Here is a 15049-nt window from a genome sequence, read left to right as displayed (position 1 = left end):
CCCCTCTTGGGTTGGTGTGTGGGGGGGTTTGTTTTTTTTTTTTGCGCCGTTTGGGGGGGGGGGGGTTTTTTGGCGGGGGGGGGGGGGGGTATTTGCCCCGGCCCCCCCCGGTCCCCCGTTCGCTCCCCCGTACCCCGCCCCGATCCCCCGTTCGTTCCCCCGTTTCGTGCCGGGCGCCCCCGTAACGCCCGGCAGGAGGAACGCTAGGCACCTCCGCCAACACACCGCCAACAGCGACTTCGTACTTTGGTCGGCGGGCGGGACGGCGATCGCATCCCTTCGTCGGCCGCCGCGGGACGGAAGGCGGATGCCCGCCCCGCTGCCGCCTTTCTAGCGTCGAAGCATGACGGTCGAGACCAAGAACACGGGCGCCCGCACCGCGAAGACGGGCCTTCGCACCGGGCCCCGCCGTGCGGGCGTGCTGCCCGCCGAGCGGGCCCTCGCACCCGACCTCGCGCGCGGGCTCATGCTGCTGTTCATCGTCCTGTCCAACACCGCGTTCCATCTGACGGCGGCCCGGCACGGTCCTTCAGGGTGGCAGCCGGTGGACGGCGGATGGCTGGACCATGCCGTGCAGTTCGCCATGATCACCGTCCTTGACCTGCGCATCTATCCGCTCTTCGCGTTCCTCTTCGGGTACGGGATGATGCGGCTCTATCTGCGGCAGACGGCGGCAGGCACCTCGGAGCGGGACGCCGTGCGCCTGCTGCGGCGGCGGAGTGCCTGCCTGATCGTCATCGGGCTGCTGCACTCCACGCTGCTGATGGCCGGGGACATCATCGGCTTCTACGGGGTGGTCAGCCTCGTCCTCGGCTGGCTGTTCCTGCGGCGCGGTGACCGTGCGCTGAGGTGGTGGATCTGGATCGCCACCGCGCAGTTCGTGCTGCTGGCCGCCGGGCCCGTCGTATCCGCCCTGCTGGCAGGGGAGTTGGGGTCACTCGGGGACGCCGGTGCCGAACCGGGCGCCGATGCCTACGCCGCCGGCGAGTCCAGCTGGGTGGCGGCCGCGGGGACGCGGCTCGGCAGCGGGCTCTTCGTGACCTTCGCCGCCGCCCCGCTCTCCCTCGTCGGCGGCGCGTACGTCGTCTTCCTGCTCGGCTTCTGGGCCGCGCGCAAGGGCGTGCTGGAGAACCCGGGTCGGCATCTGCCCCTGCTCCGGTGGACCGCCGTGACCGGCATCGCGGTGGGCTGGCTGGGGGCGCTGCCCGCCGCGCTTGCGCACGTGGGGGCGCTGGATGTCCCGGACGACGCGCAGAGCGAGGGCGGCGTCCTGACGATGCTGCGGGACGCGACGGGGAACGCGGCCGGGCTCGGGTATGTGGCGGCGGTGGCGCTGTTCGCGCACTGGTGGGCGGGGCGGGAGTCCCGCAGGGGCGCTCGGGCCCTGTCGGCCGTGACCGCCGTGGGCAAGCGGTCCCTCTCCTGCTACCTCGCCCACTCGCTCCTCTTCGCCCCCGTCCTCGCGGCCTGGGGGCTCGGCCTGGGCGAGCACCTGTCGAGCGCGACGATGGCCCTCTTCGCCATCGGGGTATGGCTGGTCACGGTGGCGGGAGCGTACGCACTGGAGCGGGCGGGGCGCAGGGGTCCCGCGGAGGCGGTGCTGCGCAGGATCATGTACCGGCCCGGACGCGGCTCGGCCTAGCGCACATCCTCCAGGAAGATCCCGCAGGCCATGGGGTCCCGCCGCGTACAGCACTCCGGTGTCCTGCAGGGTGCTCATGACGGCGAGGAGTACGTCGGACCTCCCCGTTCCGGCCCGCGGCCTGTGGGTCACCCGTCGGACACGGAGCGGCAGTTGACGTACAAGTGGAAGTGCAAGCGGACTACCGTGGCTGTGCATGGGGGAGAACACGGTCTCCGGTGGCCGTCAGGACGCCGTCGTCCAGGCCGACACCGTCCACAACGTGACGATCACGTCACCCGCGCAGAGCCAGGAGTCGTTGCCGCGCTATCTGCGGGATCCCGACCGCTGGCCGCTCACCGACGAGTGGGAGGCGCTGGCGGCGGGAGCGCACCGGGCGCGGCCCGGCGACGACGGGAGCAAGCTGCCGCCGTACGTCGAGCGGGACGTGGACGCGGTGCTGCGCGAGGCGGTCGCGCGGGGCGGTCTGATCGTGGTCGTCGGCGACTCCACGGCCGGCAAGACCCGCGCTTCGTACGAGGCGGTGCGGGCGGTGCTGCCGGGCCGGCGCGTGGTGGCACCTCCGCCGGGCGGTCATCTGGAGCGGGCGCCCGAGGTGGTGGAGCGGGCAGGGGTGCCGTGCGTCGTGTGGCTGGACGATCTGGAGCGGTATCTGGGCCCGGAGGGTCTTGAGCCCGACGTGCTCGACGATTTCATCAGGCTGAACGTCCCCGTCGTCGCGACGATGCGCCTCAAGCCGTACGAGACGTTCAGCGTCGACCGCGAGGACGACATCGGTTCGCGGGTGCTGCGCCTGGCCGAGGTCGTCGACATGAACCGCCTGTGGAGCGAGGTGGAACTGTCCCGCGCCGGCGACTGCGACGACTCACGCATCGTGGACGCCGTTGCGCACCACGGCACTTATGGGCTCGCGGAGTACCTGGCGGCGGGGCCCGCGCTGCTTCGGGAGTGGCGCCGCGCGAGGGCGGCGCAGGGGCATCCGCGCGGGGCGGCACTGGTGTCGGCGGCCGTCGACCTGACGCGCTCGGGTCTGCGCGGGCCTTACCCGCAGGCACTGCTGGTCGAGCTGCACGGGCATTACCTGTATGCGGCGGGCGGACGGGTGCTGCGGCCCGAGCCCTTGGAGGAGGCCTTCGCCTGGGCGTCGCGCGTGCGGCTCGGGGTGACGAGTCTGCTGGTGCCGGTCGGCGAAGAGCAGTGGGCGGCTTTCGACTACCTGGTGGATGCCGCGGATTCGGCCGTCCCCGGCTGGACGTGGGACTGCGCGCTCGCCGGCGCCGCGGACGACAAGGACTGCCTGGCCATCGGGGCGAACGCGTACCGGGCCGACGAGGACGGCGTCGCCGAGGCGGCTTGGCGACCGCTCGTCGAGGCCGGCCACCCGGGGGCCACGAACAACCTGGCCATCCTCCTCGCGCGAACCGGCCGCCCCGAAGAGGCCGAACGCCTCTACCGCCGCGCACACGCCAACGGGCACCCCAGCGCGGCGTACAACCTCGCCATCCTCCTGAACAGGACGGGCCGCACCGACGAAGCCGAACAGCTCTACCGCCACACCCACGACAACGGCCACCCCAAAGCCGCGTACAACCTCGCCATCCTCCTCGCGGAGACCGGCCGCACCGACGAGGCCGAACGGCTCTACCGCCACGCCCACGACAACGGCCACACCAAAGCCGCGCACAACCTCGCCAATCTCCTGAACGCGACCGGCCGCACCGAGGAAGCCGAACAGTTCTACCGGCACGCCCACCACAACGGCCAGCCCAGTGCCTCGTACAACCTGGCCATCCTCCTGAACAGGACGGGCCGCACCGACGAAGCCGAACGGCTCTACCGCCACCTCTACGACATCGGCCATCCCAAAGCCGCGCACAACCTCGCCGCCCTCCTGGCGAAGACGGGCCGCGCCGACGAAGCCGAACGGCTCTACCGCCCTCTCCACGACGACGGCCAGATCAAGGCCACGTACAACCTGGCCATCCTCCTCGAAGAGGCCGGCCGCACCGACGAGGCCGAGCAGTTCTACCGGCACGCCCACGACAACGGCCACTCCAGCGCCACGTACAACCTGGCCATCCTCCTGAACAAGGCCGGCCGCACCGACGAAGCCGAACGGCTCTACCGCCACGCCCACGAGAACGGCCACCCCAAAGCCGCACACAACCTCGCCATCCTCCTGAAGAGAACCGGCCGCGCCGACGAGGCCGAGGCCCTGCGCAGCCGGCTCCCGGAGGTCGAGGAGTGACCGCGCCTCACACGGCGCGCGTCAGCCGGTTCGCCAGCGTCGACATCGTGTACGTACCGATGCCGAGGACGACCTCCAGCGCGTTCCGCTCCGTGTAGCCGTGGGAGAGGAACTTCTTCAGCCGGTCGTCGTCGACTCCGCCCGCGGTCGCGAGGACCTCCATCGTGAACTGCCGTACGGCTTCGAGCCGTTCGTCCCCCAGGGCGCTGCCATCCCGCAGTGCGGCGATCAGCCCTGTCCCCGCGCCCAGCTTGCGCAGCTTCCCCGTGTGCATGGTGACGCAGATGTGGCAGTCGTTGCGTACGGCGATCGTCATGATGACGACCTCCCGGGCCACCGGCTCCAGCGTCGAGCGCTCGAAGCTCGCGCTCAACTCCAGGAAGCCGTTGAGGAGTTCGGGTGACTCGGCGAGGCGCGCCACCGCGCTCGGGGTCTTGCCGAAGGCGGCCGCCGTGCGCTCCATCGCGGCGCGCGACTCGGCCGGTGCGGTCTCCACAGTGTGCTCAGCGAACAAGAGGTACCCCTTACGATGGACAACGTGGTTGACGATAAGAAGGTAAACCAGGTTGACGATTCCCGCAAGGGGGTCGAGGAGCCCGAAAGCGACGGGCGCGGCTACGAGCTGCCCCTGCTCCTCTTCGCCGGGTTCCGCACCCTCATCGACCGGCTGCACGCCGAACTCGCCCGGCAGGGGCACCCGGACGCCCGCCCGGCCCACGGGTTCGCGATGCAGGCGATCGGGATGCGGGGCGCGAGCGCCAGCGAGGTCGGGCGCCGGCTCGGGGTCTCCAAGCAGGCCGCGGGCAAGACGATCGACCGCCTCATCGCCCTCGGCTACGCGGCACGCACCGACGACCCCGCCGACGCCCGCCGCAAACTGGTCCGGCTCACCCCGCACGGCATCGACGCGCTCGCCCGTTCGGCGGCGATCTTCGAGGAGCTGCACGCGGAGTGGGCGAGGCAGCTGGGCACGCGGCGCCTGCGCGCCATGGAGGACGATCTGCGGGCCGTCGTCCCACCGGAGGCGTTCCGGCTCGACGCGGCGGGGTGGATGGGCGGCTCGTGACCTTGCCTCCGTGCGCACTCCGCCGCGACCGACACCCCACCAGGCCCCGCCCCCTTGCATCGAGCGCACTCGAAGTCGTTGGCTAAGCAGTCATGAAGTACACGCAGCTGGGACGCACAGGGCTCAAGGTCAGCCGGCTCACGCTCGGGACCATGAACTTCGGGCCGCAGACCAACGAGGCCGACAGCCACACCATCATGGACACCGCGCTCGGCGCGGGGATCAACTACTTCGACACCGCCAATGTCTACGGCTGGAGCCCGGACAAGGGCCGCACCGAGGAGATCATCGGCACCTGGTTCGCGCAGGGCGGCGAGCGGCGCGACAAGGTCGTGCTCGCCACCAAGCTGTACGGGAGCATGGCCGTCGACGGGGAAGCGCCGTGGCCCAACCACGACAGGCTCTCCGCGCTCAACATCCGCCGGTCGGTGGAGGCGTCGCTGCGGCGGCTGCAGACCGACTACATCGACATCTACCAGTTCCATCACATCGACCGCCGGACCCCTTTCGAGGAGATCTGGCAGGCCGTCGACGTGCTCGTACAGCAGGGCAAGATCCTTTACGCCGGGTCCTCCAACTTCCCCGGGTACAAGATCGCCCAGGCGAACGAGGTGGCCGCACGGCGCGGCAGCTACGGCCTCGTCAGCGAGCAGTGCCTGTACAACCTCGCCGAGCGCAGCGCCGAGATGGAGGTCATCCCGGCCGCCCGGGACTACGGCGTCGGGATCATCCCGTGGTCGCCGCTGCACGGCGGGCTGCTCGGCGGCGTGCTGAAGAAGGAGGGCGAGGGCGTCCGGCGTGCCAGTGGGCGGGCCGCCGCGGATCTCGCGAAGCCGCAGGTGCGCGCGCAGGTCAAGGCGTACGAGGAACTGCTCGACAAGCACGGCCTCGAGCCGGGCGAGGTCGCGCTGGCCTGGCTGCTCACACGGCCCGGCGTGACCGCGCCGATCGTCGGGCCGCGCACGGCGGAGCAGCTCGACTCCGCGTTGCGGGCGGTCGAGCTCGACCTTTCGGACGAGGTTCTGGGCTCGCTGGACGAGATCTTCCCCGGTCCTGGGCCGTCTCCGGAGTCCTTCGCCTGGTAGCGGTACGCGGTCGTGCGCGGGCGGGCCGCGTCGGCCGGCTGCTGTCCTAGCTGCCGAACGCGGCCGCCACCGCCACCACGACGAACATCATCACGAGTACACCGGCCATGATCCGGTTCCTGGTTTTCGGGTCCACGTAGTCGAGGTTAACCGGCGCCGCCGAGCGGCCAGCGCCCGACCACCTCGTAACGGGGCCGCTCCCCCGGCATCCCGCCCTTGGGCAGATTGCTGCGTACGAGGGTCAGCTCGCCCACGGTCCACTCCTCGCCCCGGAACGTGGCGAGCCCGTCGGCGTACGGGGCCAGCGGCGGCTCGCCCTTGCCGCGGGCCAGGGTGAGGTGGGGGCGGTAGTGGCGGTGCTCCTCCATGGTGATGCCGGACTTGCGGGCCGCGGCGTCCGCGCGGGCGGCGAGCAGACGCAGGGCGTCGATGTCGCCCGCGGCGCCGACCCACAGCGCCCGGTCCCCGAAGTGGCCTCCGGCGTGCAGGGAGAGGGGGAAGGGGGCGGTGCGGCGCGCGGCGCGGTTGAGGCGCTCGGTGAGGTCCTGCACGGTCTCCTCCGCGACCTCCGCCATGAAGGCGAGCGTGAAGTGCCAGCCCTCCGGGGCGGTCCAGCGCAGCTCATCGGCGCCCGGCAGGGTCTTCAACTTGGCCGCGGCCTTGGCGAGTTCGTCCACCACCGCATCCGGCGGGAGCACCGCCGCAAAGAGTCTCATGGTGCGATTCTGACCTCCGGCGACCCGCTCCCCGGCGGTGACCCGCATCACATCCGGTTCCTGTCAGCAATCGGGGCGCCGTCTCGTTCAAGGGGCACGCGAACGAGACAGGAGCAACGCCATGAAGCACCGCATCGTCGTACTCGGTGCCGGATACGCCGGGGCCTTCGCCGCCGGAAACCTGGCCCGCCGGCTCTCCCCCGCCGACACCGAGATCACCGTCGTCAACGCCGTGCCCGACTTCGTTGAGCGGATGCGGCTCCACCAGCTCGCGAGCGGCCAGGACCTCGCCCTGCGCAAGCTCGCCGACGTCTTCGCGGGCACCGCGGTGCGGCTGCGCCTGGCCCGCGTGACCGGCATCGACCCCGAGCGCAGGACCGTCGCCGTGACCGGCGACGACGGGGACGGCGAGCTCGCGTACGACACGCTGCTCTACGCGCTCGGCAGCTCCGTCGCCCACCACGGCGTCCCCGGCGTGGCCGAGCACGCCTTCGACGTGACCGGCAGGTCATCGGCGCTGCGGCTGCGCGAGCGCCTGGCGGGCCTGGGCGCGGGCGGCACCGTCCTCGTCGTCGGTGAGGGGCTCACCGGCATCGAGACCGCCACCGAGTTCGCCGAGGCCAGGCCCGACCTCTCGGTCGCGCTCGCCGCCCGCGGCGAGCTCGGCGCCTGGCTCTCCCCGAAGGCCCGCCGCCACCTGCGACGCGCCTTCGACCGGCTCGGCGTCACCGTCCACGAGCACACCGGCATCGAAGCCGTCGAGCCGACACGGGCGATCGCCGCCGACGGCAGCTCCGTCCCGGCCGACGTGACCGTGTGGACGGCCGGGTTCGCCGTGCACCCCATCGCGGCCGCCAGTGGCCTTGAGGTCGCCGAGACCGGCCAGATCGTCGTCGACCGCACCATGCGCTCGGTCTCGCACCCGGACATCTACGCCGCCGGTGACTGCGCCTACGCGATCGGCGAGAACGGCCGGCCGCTGCCGATGTCCTGTGCGTCGGCCGGCTTCACCAACATGCAGGCGACCGCCGCGATCATCGCGCGCCTGACCGGCGGCAAGATCCCGACCGTCGGCCTGAAGTACTACGGCAACCACATCAGCCTCGGGCGGCGGGACGCGATCTTCCAGATGGTGGACGGGGACGTCCGGTCGAAGTCCTGGTACCTGGGCGGCAAGAGCGCCGCGCGGCTCAAGTCGGGTGTGCTGAAGGGTGCCTCGCTGGGCATCGCCCACCCGACCTTCGGGATGCCGAAGCGCAGGCGCCGCCTGGCCGGCGCGACCGACCGGCCGGGTGTGAGGGTCCCCGCATAGGCTGCCGCGCATGGACAGTGCAGCCATCGACCGGTTCGAGGCAAGCCGCGGTCGGCTTGCCTCGCTCGCGTACCGTCTGCTCGGCTCGGCCGCCGACGCCGAGGACGCCGTGCAGGACACGTTCCTGCGCTGGCAGAGCGCGGACCGCGACCGGGTCGAGGTGCCGGAGGCGTGGCTGACCAGGGTCGTCACCCATCTCTGCATCGACCGGCTCCGCTCGGCGCGGGCGCGCCACGAGCGAGCGGCCGGTGACTGGCTGCCCGAGCCGCTTCTCGAAGGCGACCCGATGCTCGGCCCCGCCGACACCTTCGAGCAGCGCGAATCGGTGTCCTTGGCCGTACTGACCCTCTTGGAGCGCCTCTCGCCGGTCGAGCGGGCCGCCTACGTCCTGCGCGAGGCCTTCTCCTACCCGCACGCCGAGATCGCCGGGATCCTCGACATCACCGAGTCCGCGAGCCAGCAGCATGTCCACCGGGCCCGCCGCCGGGTCGCCGCCGAGCGCCGCGGCGGCGGCGAGGTGGACCCCGCGTCCGCGCGCCGGGTCGTCGAGGAGTTCCTCGCCGCCGCCACGTCGGGGCGCACCGAACGCCTTGTGGCGCTGCTCACCGACGACGTGACGGCGGTCTCGGACGGCGCGGGCCTCGCCAAGCGGCTGTTGCGGTACAACACCCGCGAGCGGGTCGCCTCCTACGTACGGGCCGGCTTCAAGCCCACGGCGGCGAAGCGGCGCCTGGCCGGCGGCTCGCCCGCGCTGCACATCGCGCTGCTCAACGGCTCCCCGGCCGTCATCGCCGTGGTCGAAGGCCGGGTCGTGGGCGCCGTGGCGTTCGACGTCAGCGACGGCAAGGTGGCGTCCCTGCGCGGCATCGCCACTGCGGACCGGCTCACGCGCCTCAACGAGACGTGGCAGCAGCATGAACCGGACGCGCCGGTCATCAGTGCCTGGTGACCCAGGACCGCACCGGCCCGTTGCCACGCGACAGCAGAAACCCGGAGCAAGGGAATCTCCCTGGCTCCGGGTCGGCTGCTGCCGAGCGGCACCCAGCCCGGCCGGGTCCTCGCCAAGTGGGTCTGAGCGCGGCAGCTGGCTACGCCGCCGTAGCCAGCTGCTCCCTCGGCACGAACTGCACATGCTGCTGGCCGCGCCGCAGATCCACCTTCAGGCGAAGGTTCGCCGCCCGGGCCAGCATCAGGCCGACGCCCACCGCGGCGAGCGCGCAGACGAGACCGCCGACAGCCATGCTCAGGCGGACGCCGTACGCGTCGGCGAGCCAGCCGAAGAGCGGGCCGCCCAGCGGCGTACCGCCGGTGAAGACCATCATGAACAGGGACATGACGCGGCCGCGCATCTCGGGGTCCGTGGCCATCTGGACCGAGGAGTTGGCGGTGACGTTCACCGTCAGACCGAGGATGCCGATCGGGATGATCAGCGCGACGAACATCCACAGGTCGGGCGCGAAGGCCGCCACCATCTGCAGGACACCGAAGGCGATCGCCGCCCCGGCGAGCAGCCGCAGGCGTGAGGTGCCGCGGCGCGCCGCGAGCAGCGCACCGGCCAGCGAGCCGACCGCCATGAGGGTGTTGAAGAGCCCGTACATCCCCACACCGCCGTGGAAGATGTCGTCCGCGAAGGCGCTCATCCAGATCGGGAAGTTGAACCCGAAGGTGCCGATGAAGCCGACGAGGACGATCGGCCAGATCAGTTCGGGGTGCTTCGACACGTAGTTCAGGCCTTCTCGCAGCTGGCCCTTGCCCCGCGGCTTGCGCGGGGTGTGGTGCAGTTCGCTCGTACGCATCAGGAGCAGGCCGGTCAGCGGCGCGAGGAACGAAAGGCCGTTGGCGAGGAACGCCCAGCCGGGGCCGACGGCCGCCGTAAGGCCGCTCGCCACTGCGGGGCCGACGAGCCGCGCCGACTGGAAGTTCGCCGAGTTGAGCGAGACCGCGTTGCGGACCTGGTCCGGGCCCACCATCTCGGAGACGAAGGACTGCCGGGTCGGGTTGTCGACGACCGTGACGAGGCCGGTGAAGAAGGCCGCCAGGTAGACGTGCCACACCTGGACGTTGCCGGTGAGCGTGAGCGCGGCGAGGAAGAGGCCGCTGATGCTCATCGCGCCCTGGGTGCAGAAGAGCAGCTTCCGCTTGGCGAACCGGTCGGCGATGACGCCGCCGTACAGGCCGAAGAGCAGCATCGGCAGGAACTGCATCGCGGTGGTGATGCCCACGGCCGCGGACGATCCGGTGAGGCTCAGGACCAGCCAGTCCTGGGTGATGCGGGCCATCCACGTACCGGTGTTGGAGACAACGGCGCCGGAGGCGAAAAGCCGGTAGTTGCGGATCCTCAGCGAGCTGAACATCGACGACTTACCGGCCGGGGTCTTGTCGAGGGCGGTTGGTGCGGGGGCGGAGTCTGCTCCGGATCCCGTACTCAAAGTAGGTTCGCCTCCTTGGCGTACGTGACAGGGGTCCCTGCCGGGTTACAGATGGGCGAGCTTCTCCAGGACCGGAGCGGCGGCGCGCAGCCGCGCCCACTCGTCCTCGTCGAGGTGCTCCACCAGACCGGCGAGCCAGGCGTTCCGCTTGCGGCGGCTCTCTTCGAGCATGGCCTCTGCGGTCTCGGTCTGGGTCACCACCTTCTGGCGGCGGTCCTCGGGATGCGGCTCAAGACGGACGAGACCCTTGGCTTCGAGCAGCGCCACGATGCGGGTCATCGACGGCGGCTGCACATGTTCCTTGCGGGCCAGCTCACCGGGGGTGGCGTGGCCGCAGCGGGCGAGGGTGCCGAGCACCGACATTTCGGTGGGGCTCAGCGATTCGTCGACCCGCTGGTGCTTGAGTCGACGGGACAGGCGCATCACGGCGGAGCGCAGTGAGTTCACGGCGGCGGCGTCGTCACCATGGGAGAGGTCCGGCATGTTCGTTAGAGTAACTCATTACTCTACCTAAAGACCACCCGGTTTCCCGCACCGACCAGCGAGAACCCTTTCGTCACCCATATGAGTGAGGTGACTTCGGAAAGTGAGACGCGCGCGGCGGGGCGGCGGCGACCCTGTCACGCATGGGATCGACAGTGCTCAGCCTGCGCATAGACGGTGAGCTGCTCGACCGGCTCAAGCAGCACGCCGCCAAAAGAGGGATGAGCGTCCAGGACTATGTGGTCCGGACGCTCATCCGCGATGACTTCGACGAACGCTTTGCGACGTCCGTCGAGGAGACAGAGAAGTTCTACGGGGCGGCGTGAGCCCCGGGGCGCTTACGTGAGACCCAGCGCCGGCATCAGGTAGTAGAAGCCGAACACCGCCGCCACGACGTACATCGCGACCGGCACCGAACGCCCACGGCCCGCGGCCAGCCTCAGCACGGTGAAGCTGATGAAGCCGATGCCGATGCCGTTCGTGATCGAGTACGTGAACGGCATCATCACCATCGTCAGGAACGCCGGGATCGCGATGGTGAAGTCGCTCCAGTCGATCTGCCCGATCGAGCCGGACATGATCAGGAAGCCGACCGCGAGCAGCGCGGGCGTGGCCGCCTGGGACGGCACCATCGTCGCGATGGGCGTGAGGAAGAGCGCCACGGTGAAGAGCCCGCCGGTGACGATGTTGGCGAAGCCCGTACGGGCACCCTCGCCGACGCCCGCGGTGGACTCCACGAAGCAGGTGGTGGCCGACGAGGACGAGGCGCCGCCGGCGGCGACGGCGATGCCGTCGACGAACAGGATCTTGTTCATGCCGGGCACATTGCCCTTGGAGTCGGTCAGCTTCGCCTCGTCGCTGACCCCCATGATCGTGCCCATGGCGTCGAAGAAGCACGAGAGCAGCACGGTGAAGACGAAGAGGATGCCGGTCAGCATGCCGACCTTGCCGAAGCCGCCGAACAGGCTGATCTGACCGATGAGCCCGAAGTCCGGTGACGCGACCGGGTTGCCGGGCCACTCGGGCGTCGTCAGGCCCCAGGAGGGGACCGTCGCGACGGCTTCGATGATCATCGCGACGATCGTCATGACGACGATGCTGATGAGGATCGCGCCGGGCACCTTGCGCACGAGCAGGGAGAGCGTGAGCAGCGCACCGAGCACGAAGACGAGAACCGGCCAGCCGGTGAGGTGGCCGTCGCCGCCGAGCTGCAGCGGGACCGTGGTGTGCGCGGCGTCCGGGATGCGCGAGACGAAGCCGGAGTCGACGAGGCCGATCAGCATGATGAAGAGGCCGATGCCGATCGCGATGCCCTTGCGCAGGCCCAGCGGCACGGCGTTCATCACGCGCTCGCGCAGGCCGGTCGCGACGAGCAGCATCACGACGAAGCCCGCGATGACGACCATGCCCATCGCGTCGGGCCACGACATGCGGGGCGCGAGCTGGAGGGCGACAACGGTGTTCACGCCGAGGCCGGCGGCGAGCGCGATCGGGACATTGCCGATGACGCCCATGAGCAGCGTGGTGAAGGCGGCGACCAGGGCCGTCGCGGTGACCAGCTGGCCGTTGTCGAGCTGGTTGCCGTACATGTCCTTCGCGCTGCCCAGGATGATCGGGTTCAGCACGATGATGTAGGCCATCGCGAAGAAGGTGGCGAAGCCGCCGCGGACTTCCCTGGCCGGCGTGGAGCCCCGCTCCGTGATCTTGAAGTAGCCGTCGAGGCCGCCCCGCGGGGGCTTCGGCGGCTCATTGCTGGCGTCGACCGGGGCGGTGGCCGAGGAAGGCATGCGGGACCTCGTTGAGCTCAGAGAAGAGGGAAGATCGTTAAGCGAATACCGGCGATTGCTTGTGATCGACTTGTTTATTCGTACGAAAGCAATCGGCCATTAACAAGCGGTTTCAGTATGAATACATGAGGCGGAAATCGCTATCTCCGCGCGTAGACCCTTGCGTCGCAAGGGAACGGTCAGCCCCGCGCTCGGCGCCACCGGGCCCGGCATAAGCTGTGCACATGGCGAAGTGGACCCCCAAGCACGAGGCGCCGGAGCCCCTTGAGGGCCCCGTGGTCGCCACCATCACGGGCGGCACGATCCTCTGGTTCGTCCTCTTCCTGATCCAGCTGCCGTTCTATGGCTGGTTCGACGACCGCGACGCGACGTGGTGGGTCTGGACCTGCCTCGCCGGAGCCGGTCTCGGCCTGATCGGCATCTGGTACGTCCGTGGGCGCGACGCCGCGATCAAGCGAGCCGCCGAGGATTCGGCGCGCAGGGCCGCGGAGTAGCCCGTACGACCACGGGACGGTTCGCGTCCTACCGTGGTCGGATCTTTCCGGCGCTCAAGGGGTGAACGCCCCTTCCCGCCCTTACCGTCGAGGGCATGACGCATATCGACGCGGGCGCCGAACTCGACCCGGTCCACCCGGTGGCACCGGCCACCGGACGCGCGACGGGTCTTACGGCCGCCGAGGTCGCCGAGCGGGTCGCACGCGGCGAGGTCAACGACGTACCCGTACGCAGTTCGCGCTCGACCACCGAGATCATCCGGGCGAACGTCTTCACCCGGTTCAACGCGATCATCGGCGTGCTCTGGGTGATCATGCTCGGCGTCGCGCCGATCCAGGACAGCCTCTTCGGCTTCGTGATCATCGCCAACACCGGCATCGGCATCATCCAGGAGCTGCGCGCCAAGAAGACCCTGGACGGGCTCGCGGTCATCGGCGAGGCCAAGCCGACCGTGCGGCGCGACGGGGCGGCCGCCGAGATCTCCACCTCCCAGATCGTCCTCGGCGATCTGGTGGAGCTGGGCCCGGGCGACAAGATCGTCGTGGACGGCGAGGCGGTCGAGACCGACAGCCTGGAGGTCGACGAGTCGCTCCTGACCGGTGAGGCCGACCCGGTCATCAAGAAGCCCGGCGACCGCATGATGTCGGGTTCCTTCGTCGTCGCGGGCGGCGGCGCGTTCACCGCGACGAAGGTCGGCCGCGAGGCGTACGCGGCGCAGCTCGCCGAGGAGGCGTCGCGCTTCACGCTCGTCCACTCCGAGCTGCGCAGCGGCATCTCCACGATCCTCAAGTACGTGACCTGGCTGATGGTGCCGACCTCGATCGGGCTCGTCATCAGCCAGCTCGTCGTCAAGGACGACAACTTCAAGGAGTCCATCGCCTACACCGTGGGCGGCATCGTCCCGATGATCCCCGAGGGGCTCGTCCTCCTCACCTCGGTGGCCTTCGCGATCGGTGTGATCCGGCTCGGCCGCAAGCAGTGCCTGGTGCAGGAGCTGCCCGCCATCGAGGGCCTGGCCCGCGTCGACACGGTCTGCCTGGACAAGACCGGCACCCTCACCGAGGGCGGCATGGACGTCACCGAGCTGCGCCCGCTCAACGGCTCGGACGAGAGTTACGTACGAAAAGTCCTCGGCGCCCTCGGCGAATCCGACCCGCGCCCCAACGCATCGCTCCAGGCGATCATCGACGCCTACCCCGACGCCGAGGAGTGGCGCTGCACCGAGTCGCTGCCCTTCTCCTCGGCCCGCAAGTACAGCGGCGCCTCCTTCAGCGAGGGCGACGGCGACAACTCGACGTGGCTGCTCGGCGCCCCCGATGTGCTGCTGCCCGCCGACGACTCGTCCCTCGCCGAGATCGAGGATCTCAACCAGCAGGGCCTGCGGGTGCTGCTGCTCGCCCGCGCCGCCGGTGAGCTGGACGACCCGGACGTCGCCGCCGGAGCCCGCGCCACCGCCCTGGTCGTCCTGGAGCAGCGGCTTCGCCCGGACGCCGCCGACACCCTGCGCTACTTCGAGGAGCAGGACGTCGCCGCCAAGGTCATCTCCGGCGACAACGCGGTCTCGGTCAGCGCGGTCGCCGGCAAGCTGGGCCTGCCCGGCGCGGAGAACACGGTGGACGCCCGCCGGCTGCCCACCGAACAGGGCGAGATGGCCAAGGACCTGGACGCCAACTCCGTCTTCGGGCGGGTCACTCCGCAGCAGAAGCGCGACATGGTGGGCGCCCGCCAGTCGCGCGGCCACACGGTCGCGATGACGGGCGACGGCGTCAACGACGGACTCGCCGGG

General features: G+C 70.4%; 14 protein-coding genes. 9 read left to right on the top strand and 5 right to left on the bottom strand.

Annotation, left to right across the window (positions count from 1 at the left end; translation table 11 throughout):
- Positions 1-343 precede the first annotated feature (343 nt).
- Positions 344-1642, top strand: a complete 1299-nt coding sequence (locus tag ACFWY6_RS35490) for a DUF418 domain-containing protein (RefSeq protein WP_384699507.1) — start codon at positions 344-346, stop codon at positions 1640-1642.
- 196 nt (positions 1643-1838) lie between these two features.
- A complete protein-coding gene (locus ACFWY6_RS35485; protein WP_384699506.1) occupies positions 1839-3890 on the top strand; it encodes a tetratricopeptide repeat protein in 2052 nt (683 codons plus the stop codon).
- Between the two features lie 7 nt (positions 3891-3897).
- Here the strand turns inward: ACFWY6_RS35485 and ACFWY6_RS35480 are convergent, their stop codons facing one another.
- The gene (locus ACFWY6_RS35480; protein ID WP_384699510.1) at positions 3898-4353 is read right to left on the bottom strand and encodes a carboxymuconolactone decarboxylase family protein; all 456 of its coding nucleotides are present in this window, start codon (positions 4351-4353) and stop codon (positions 3898-3900) included.
- Between the two features lie 66 nt (positions 4354-4419).
- Here ACFWY6_RS35480 and ACFWY6_RS35475 point away from each other — a divergent pair, with 66 nt between their 5' ends.
- Together ACFWY6_RS35475 and ACFWY6_RS35470 are read left to right on the top strand one after the other, a co-directional pair.
- Positions 4420-4956 (top strand): MarR family winged helix-turn-helix transcriptional regulator, encoded by a 537-nt coding sequence (locus tag ACFWY6_RS35475; RefSeq protein ID WP_384699503.1) that lies wholly within the window; start codon positions 4420-4422, stop codon positions 4954-4956.
- Positions 4957-5048: 92 nt separating this feature from the next.
- Complete coding sequence (locus tag ACFWY6_RS35470; RefSeq protein ID WP_384699500.1) at positions 5049-6041, top strand: aldo/keto reductase; 993 nt, start codon at positions 5049-5051, stop codon at positions 6039-6041.
- Positions 6042-6187: 146 nt separating this feature from the next.
- Here the strand turns inward: ACFWY6_RS35470 and thpR are convergent, their stop codons facing one another.
- Positions 6188-6757 (bottom strand): RNA 2',3'-cyclic phosphodiesterase, encoded by a 570-nt coding sequence (gene thpR, locus ACFWY6_RS35465; protein ID WP_384699497.1) that lies wholly within the window; start codon positions 6755-6757, stop codon positions 6188-6190.
- Positions 6758-6878: 121 nt separating this feature from the next.
- Here thpR and ACFWY6_RS35460 point away from each other — a divergent pair, with 121 nt between their 5' ends.
- Together ACFWY6_RS35460 and ACFWY6_RS35455 are read left to right on the top strand one after the other, a co-directional pair.
- Positions 6879-8069 carry an NAD(P)/FAD-dependent oxidoreductase gene (locus tag ACFWY6_RS35460; protein ID WP_384699493.1) on the top strand — a complete coding sequence of 397 codons (1191 nt, stop codon included), beginning with the start codon at positions 6879-6881 and terminating at the stop codon, positions 8067-8069.
- 10 nt (positions 8070-8079) lie between these two features.
- Positions 8080-9018 (top strand): sigma-70 family RNA polymerase sigma factor, encoded by a 939-nt coding sequence (locus tag ACFWY6_RS35455; protein WP_384699490.1) that lies wholly within the window; start codon positions 8080-8082, stop codon positions 9016-9018.
- Between the two features lie 139 nt (positions 9019-9157).
- Here the strand turns inward: ACFWY6_RS35455 and ACFWY6_RS35450 are convergent, their stop codons facing one another.
- Positions 9158-10498 (bottom strand): MFS transporter, encoded by a 1341-nt coding sequence (locus tag ACFWY6_RS35450; protein ID WP_384699487.1) that lies wholly within the window; start codon positions 10496-10498, stop codon positions 9158-9160.
- Between the two features lie 45 nt (positions 10499-10543).
- A complete protein-coding gene (locus ACFWY6_RS35445; RefSeq protein WP_361819699.1) occupies positions 10544-10981 on the bottom strand; it encodes a MarR family transcriptional regulator in 438 nt (145 codons plus the stop codon).
- A 143-nt stretch (positions 10982-11124) separates the two neighbouring features.
- On the opposite strand from ACFWY6_RS35445, the gene ACFWY6_RS35440 reads away from it, so the two are divergent.
- Entirely contained in the window at positions 11125-11307 is a 183-nt protein-coding gene (locus tag ACFWY6_RS35440; RefSeq protein ID WP_135333375.1) for a ribbon-helix-helix protein, CopG family, read from the top strand.
- 12 nt (positions 11308-11319) lie between these two features.
- Here the strand turns inward: ACFWY6_RS35440 and ACFWY6_RS35435 are convergent, their stop codons facing one another.
- A complete protein-coding gene (locus ACFWY6_RS35435; protein ID WP_384699483.1) occupies positions 11320-12768 on the bottom strand; it encodes an NCS2 family permease in 1449 nt (482 codons plus the stop codon).
- Between the two features lie 224 nt (positions 12769-12992).
- On the opposite strand from ACFWY6_RS35435, the gene ACFWY6_RS35430 reads away from it, so the two are divergent.
- Positions 12993-13262, top strand: a complete 270-nt coding sequence (locus ACFWY6_RS35430) for a DUF2530 domain-containing protein (protein WP_384699480.1) — start codon at positions 12993-12995, stop codon at positions 13260-13262.
- Between the two features lie 95 nt (positions 13263-13357).
- On the top strand, positions 13358-15049 hold a 1692-nt coding region (locus ACFWY6_RS35425; RefSeq protein ID WP_384699477.1), incomplete at its 3' end, for an HAD-IC family P-type ATPase.

Source organism: Streptomyces sp. NPDC059037, from assembly GCF_042740015.1.
Classification (GTDB): domain Bacteria; phylum Actinomycetota; class Actinomycetes; order Streptomycetales; family Streptomycetaceae; genus Streptomyces.
This window is presented reverse-complemented; position numbering and strand designations above follow the sequence as displayed.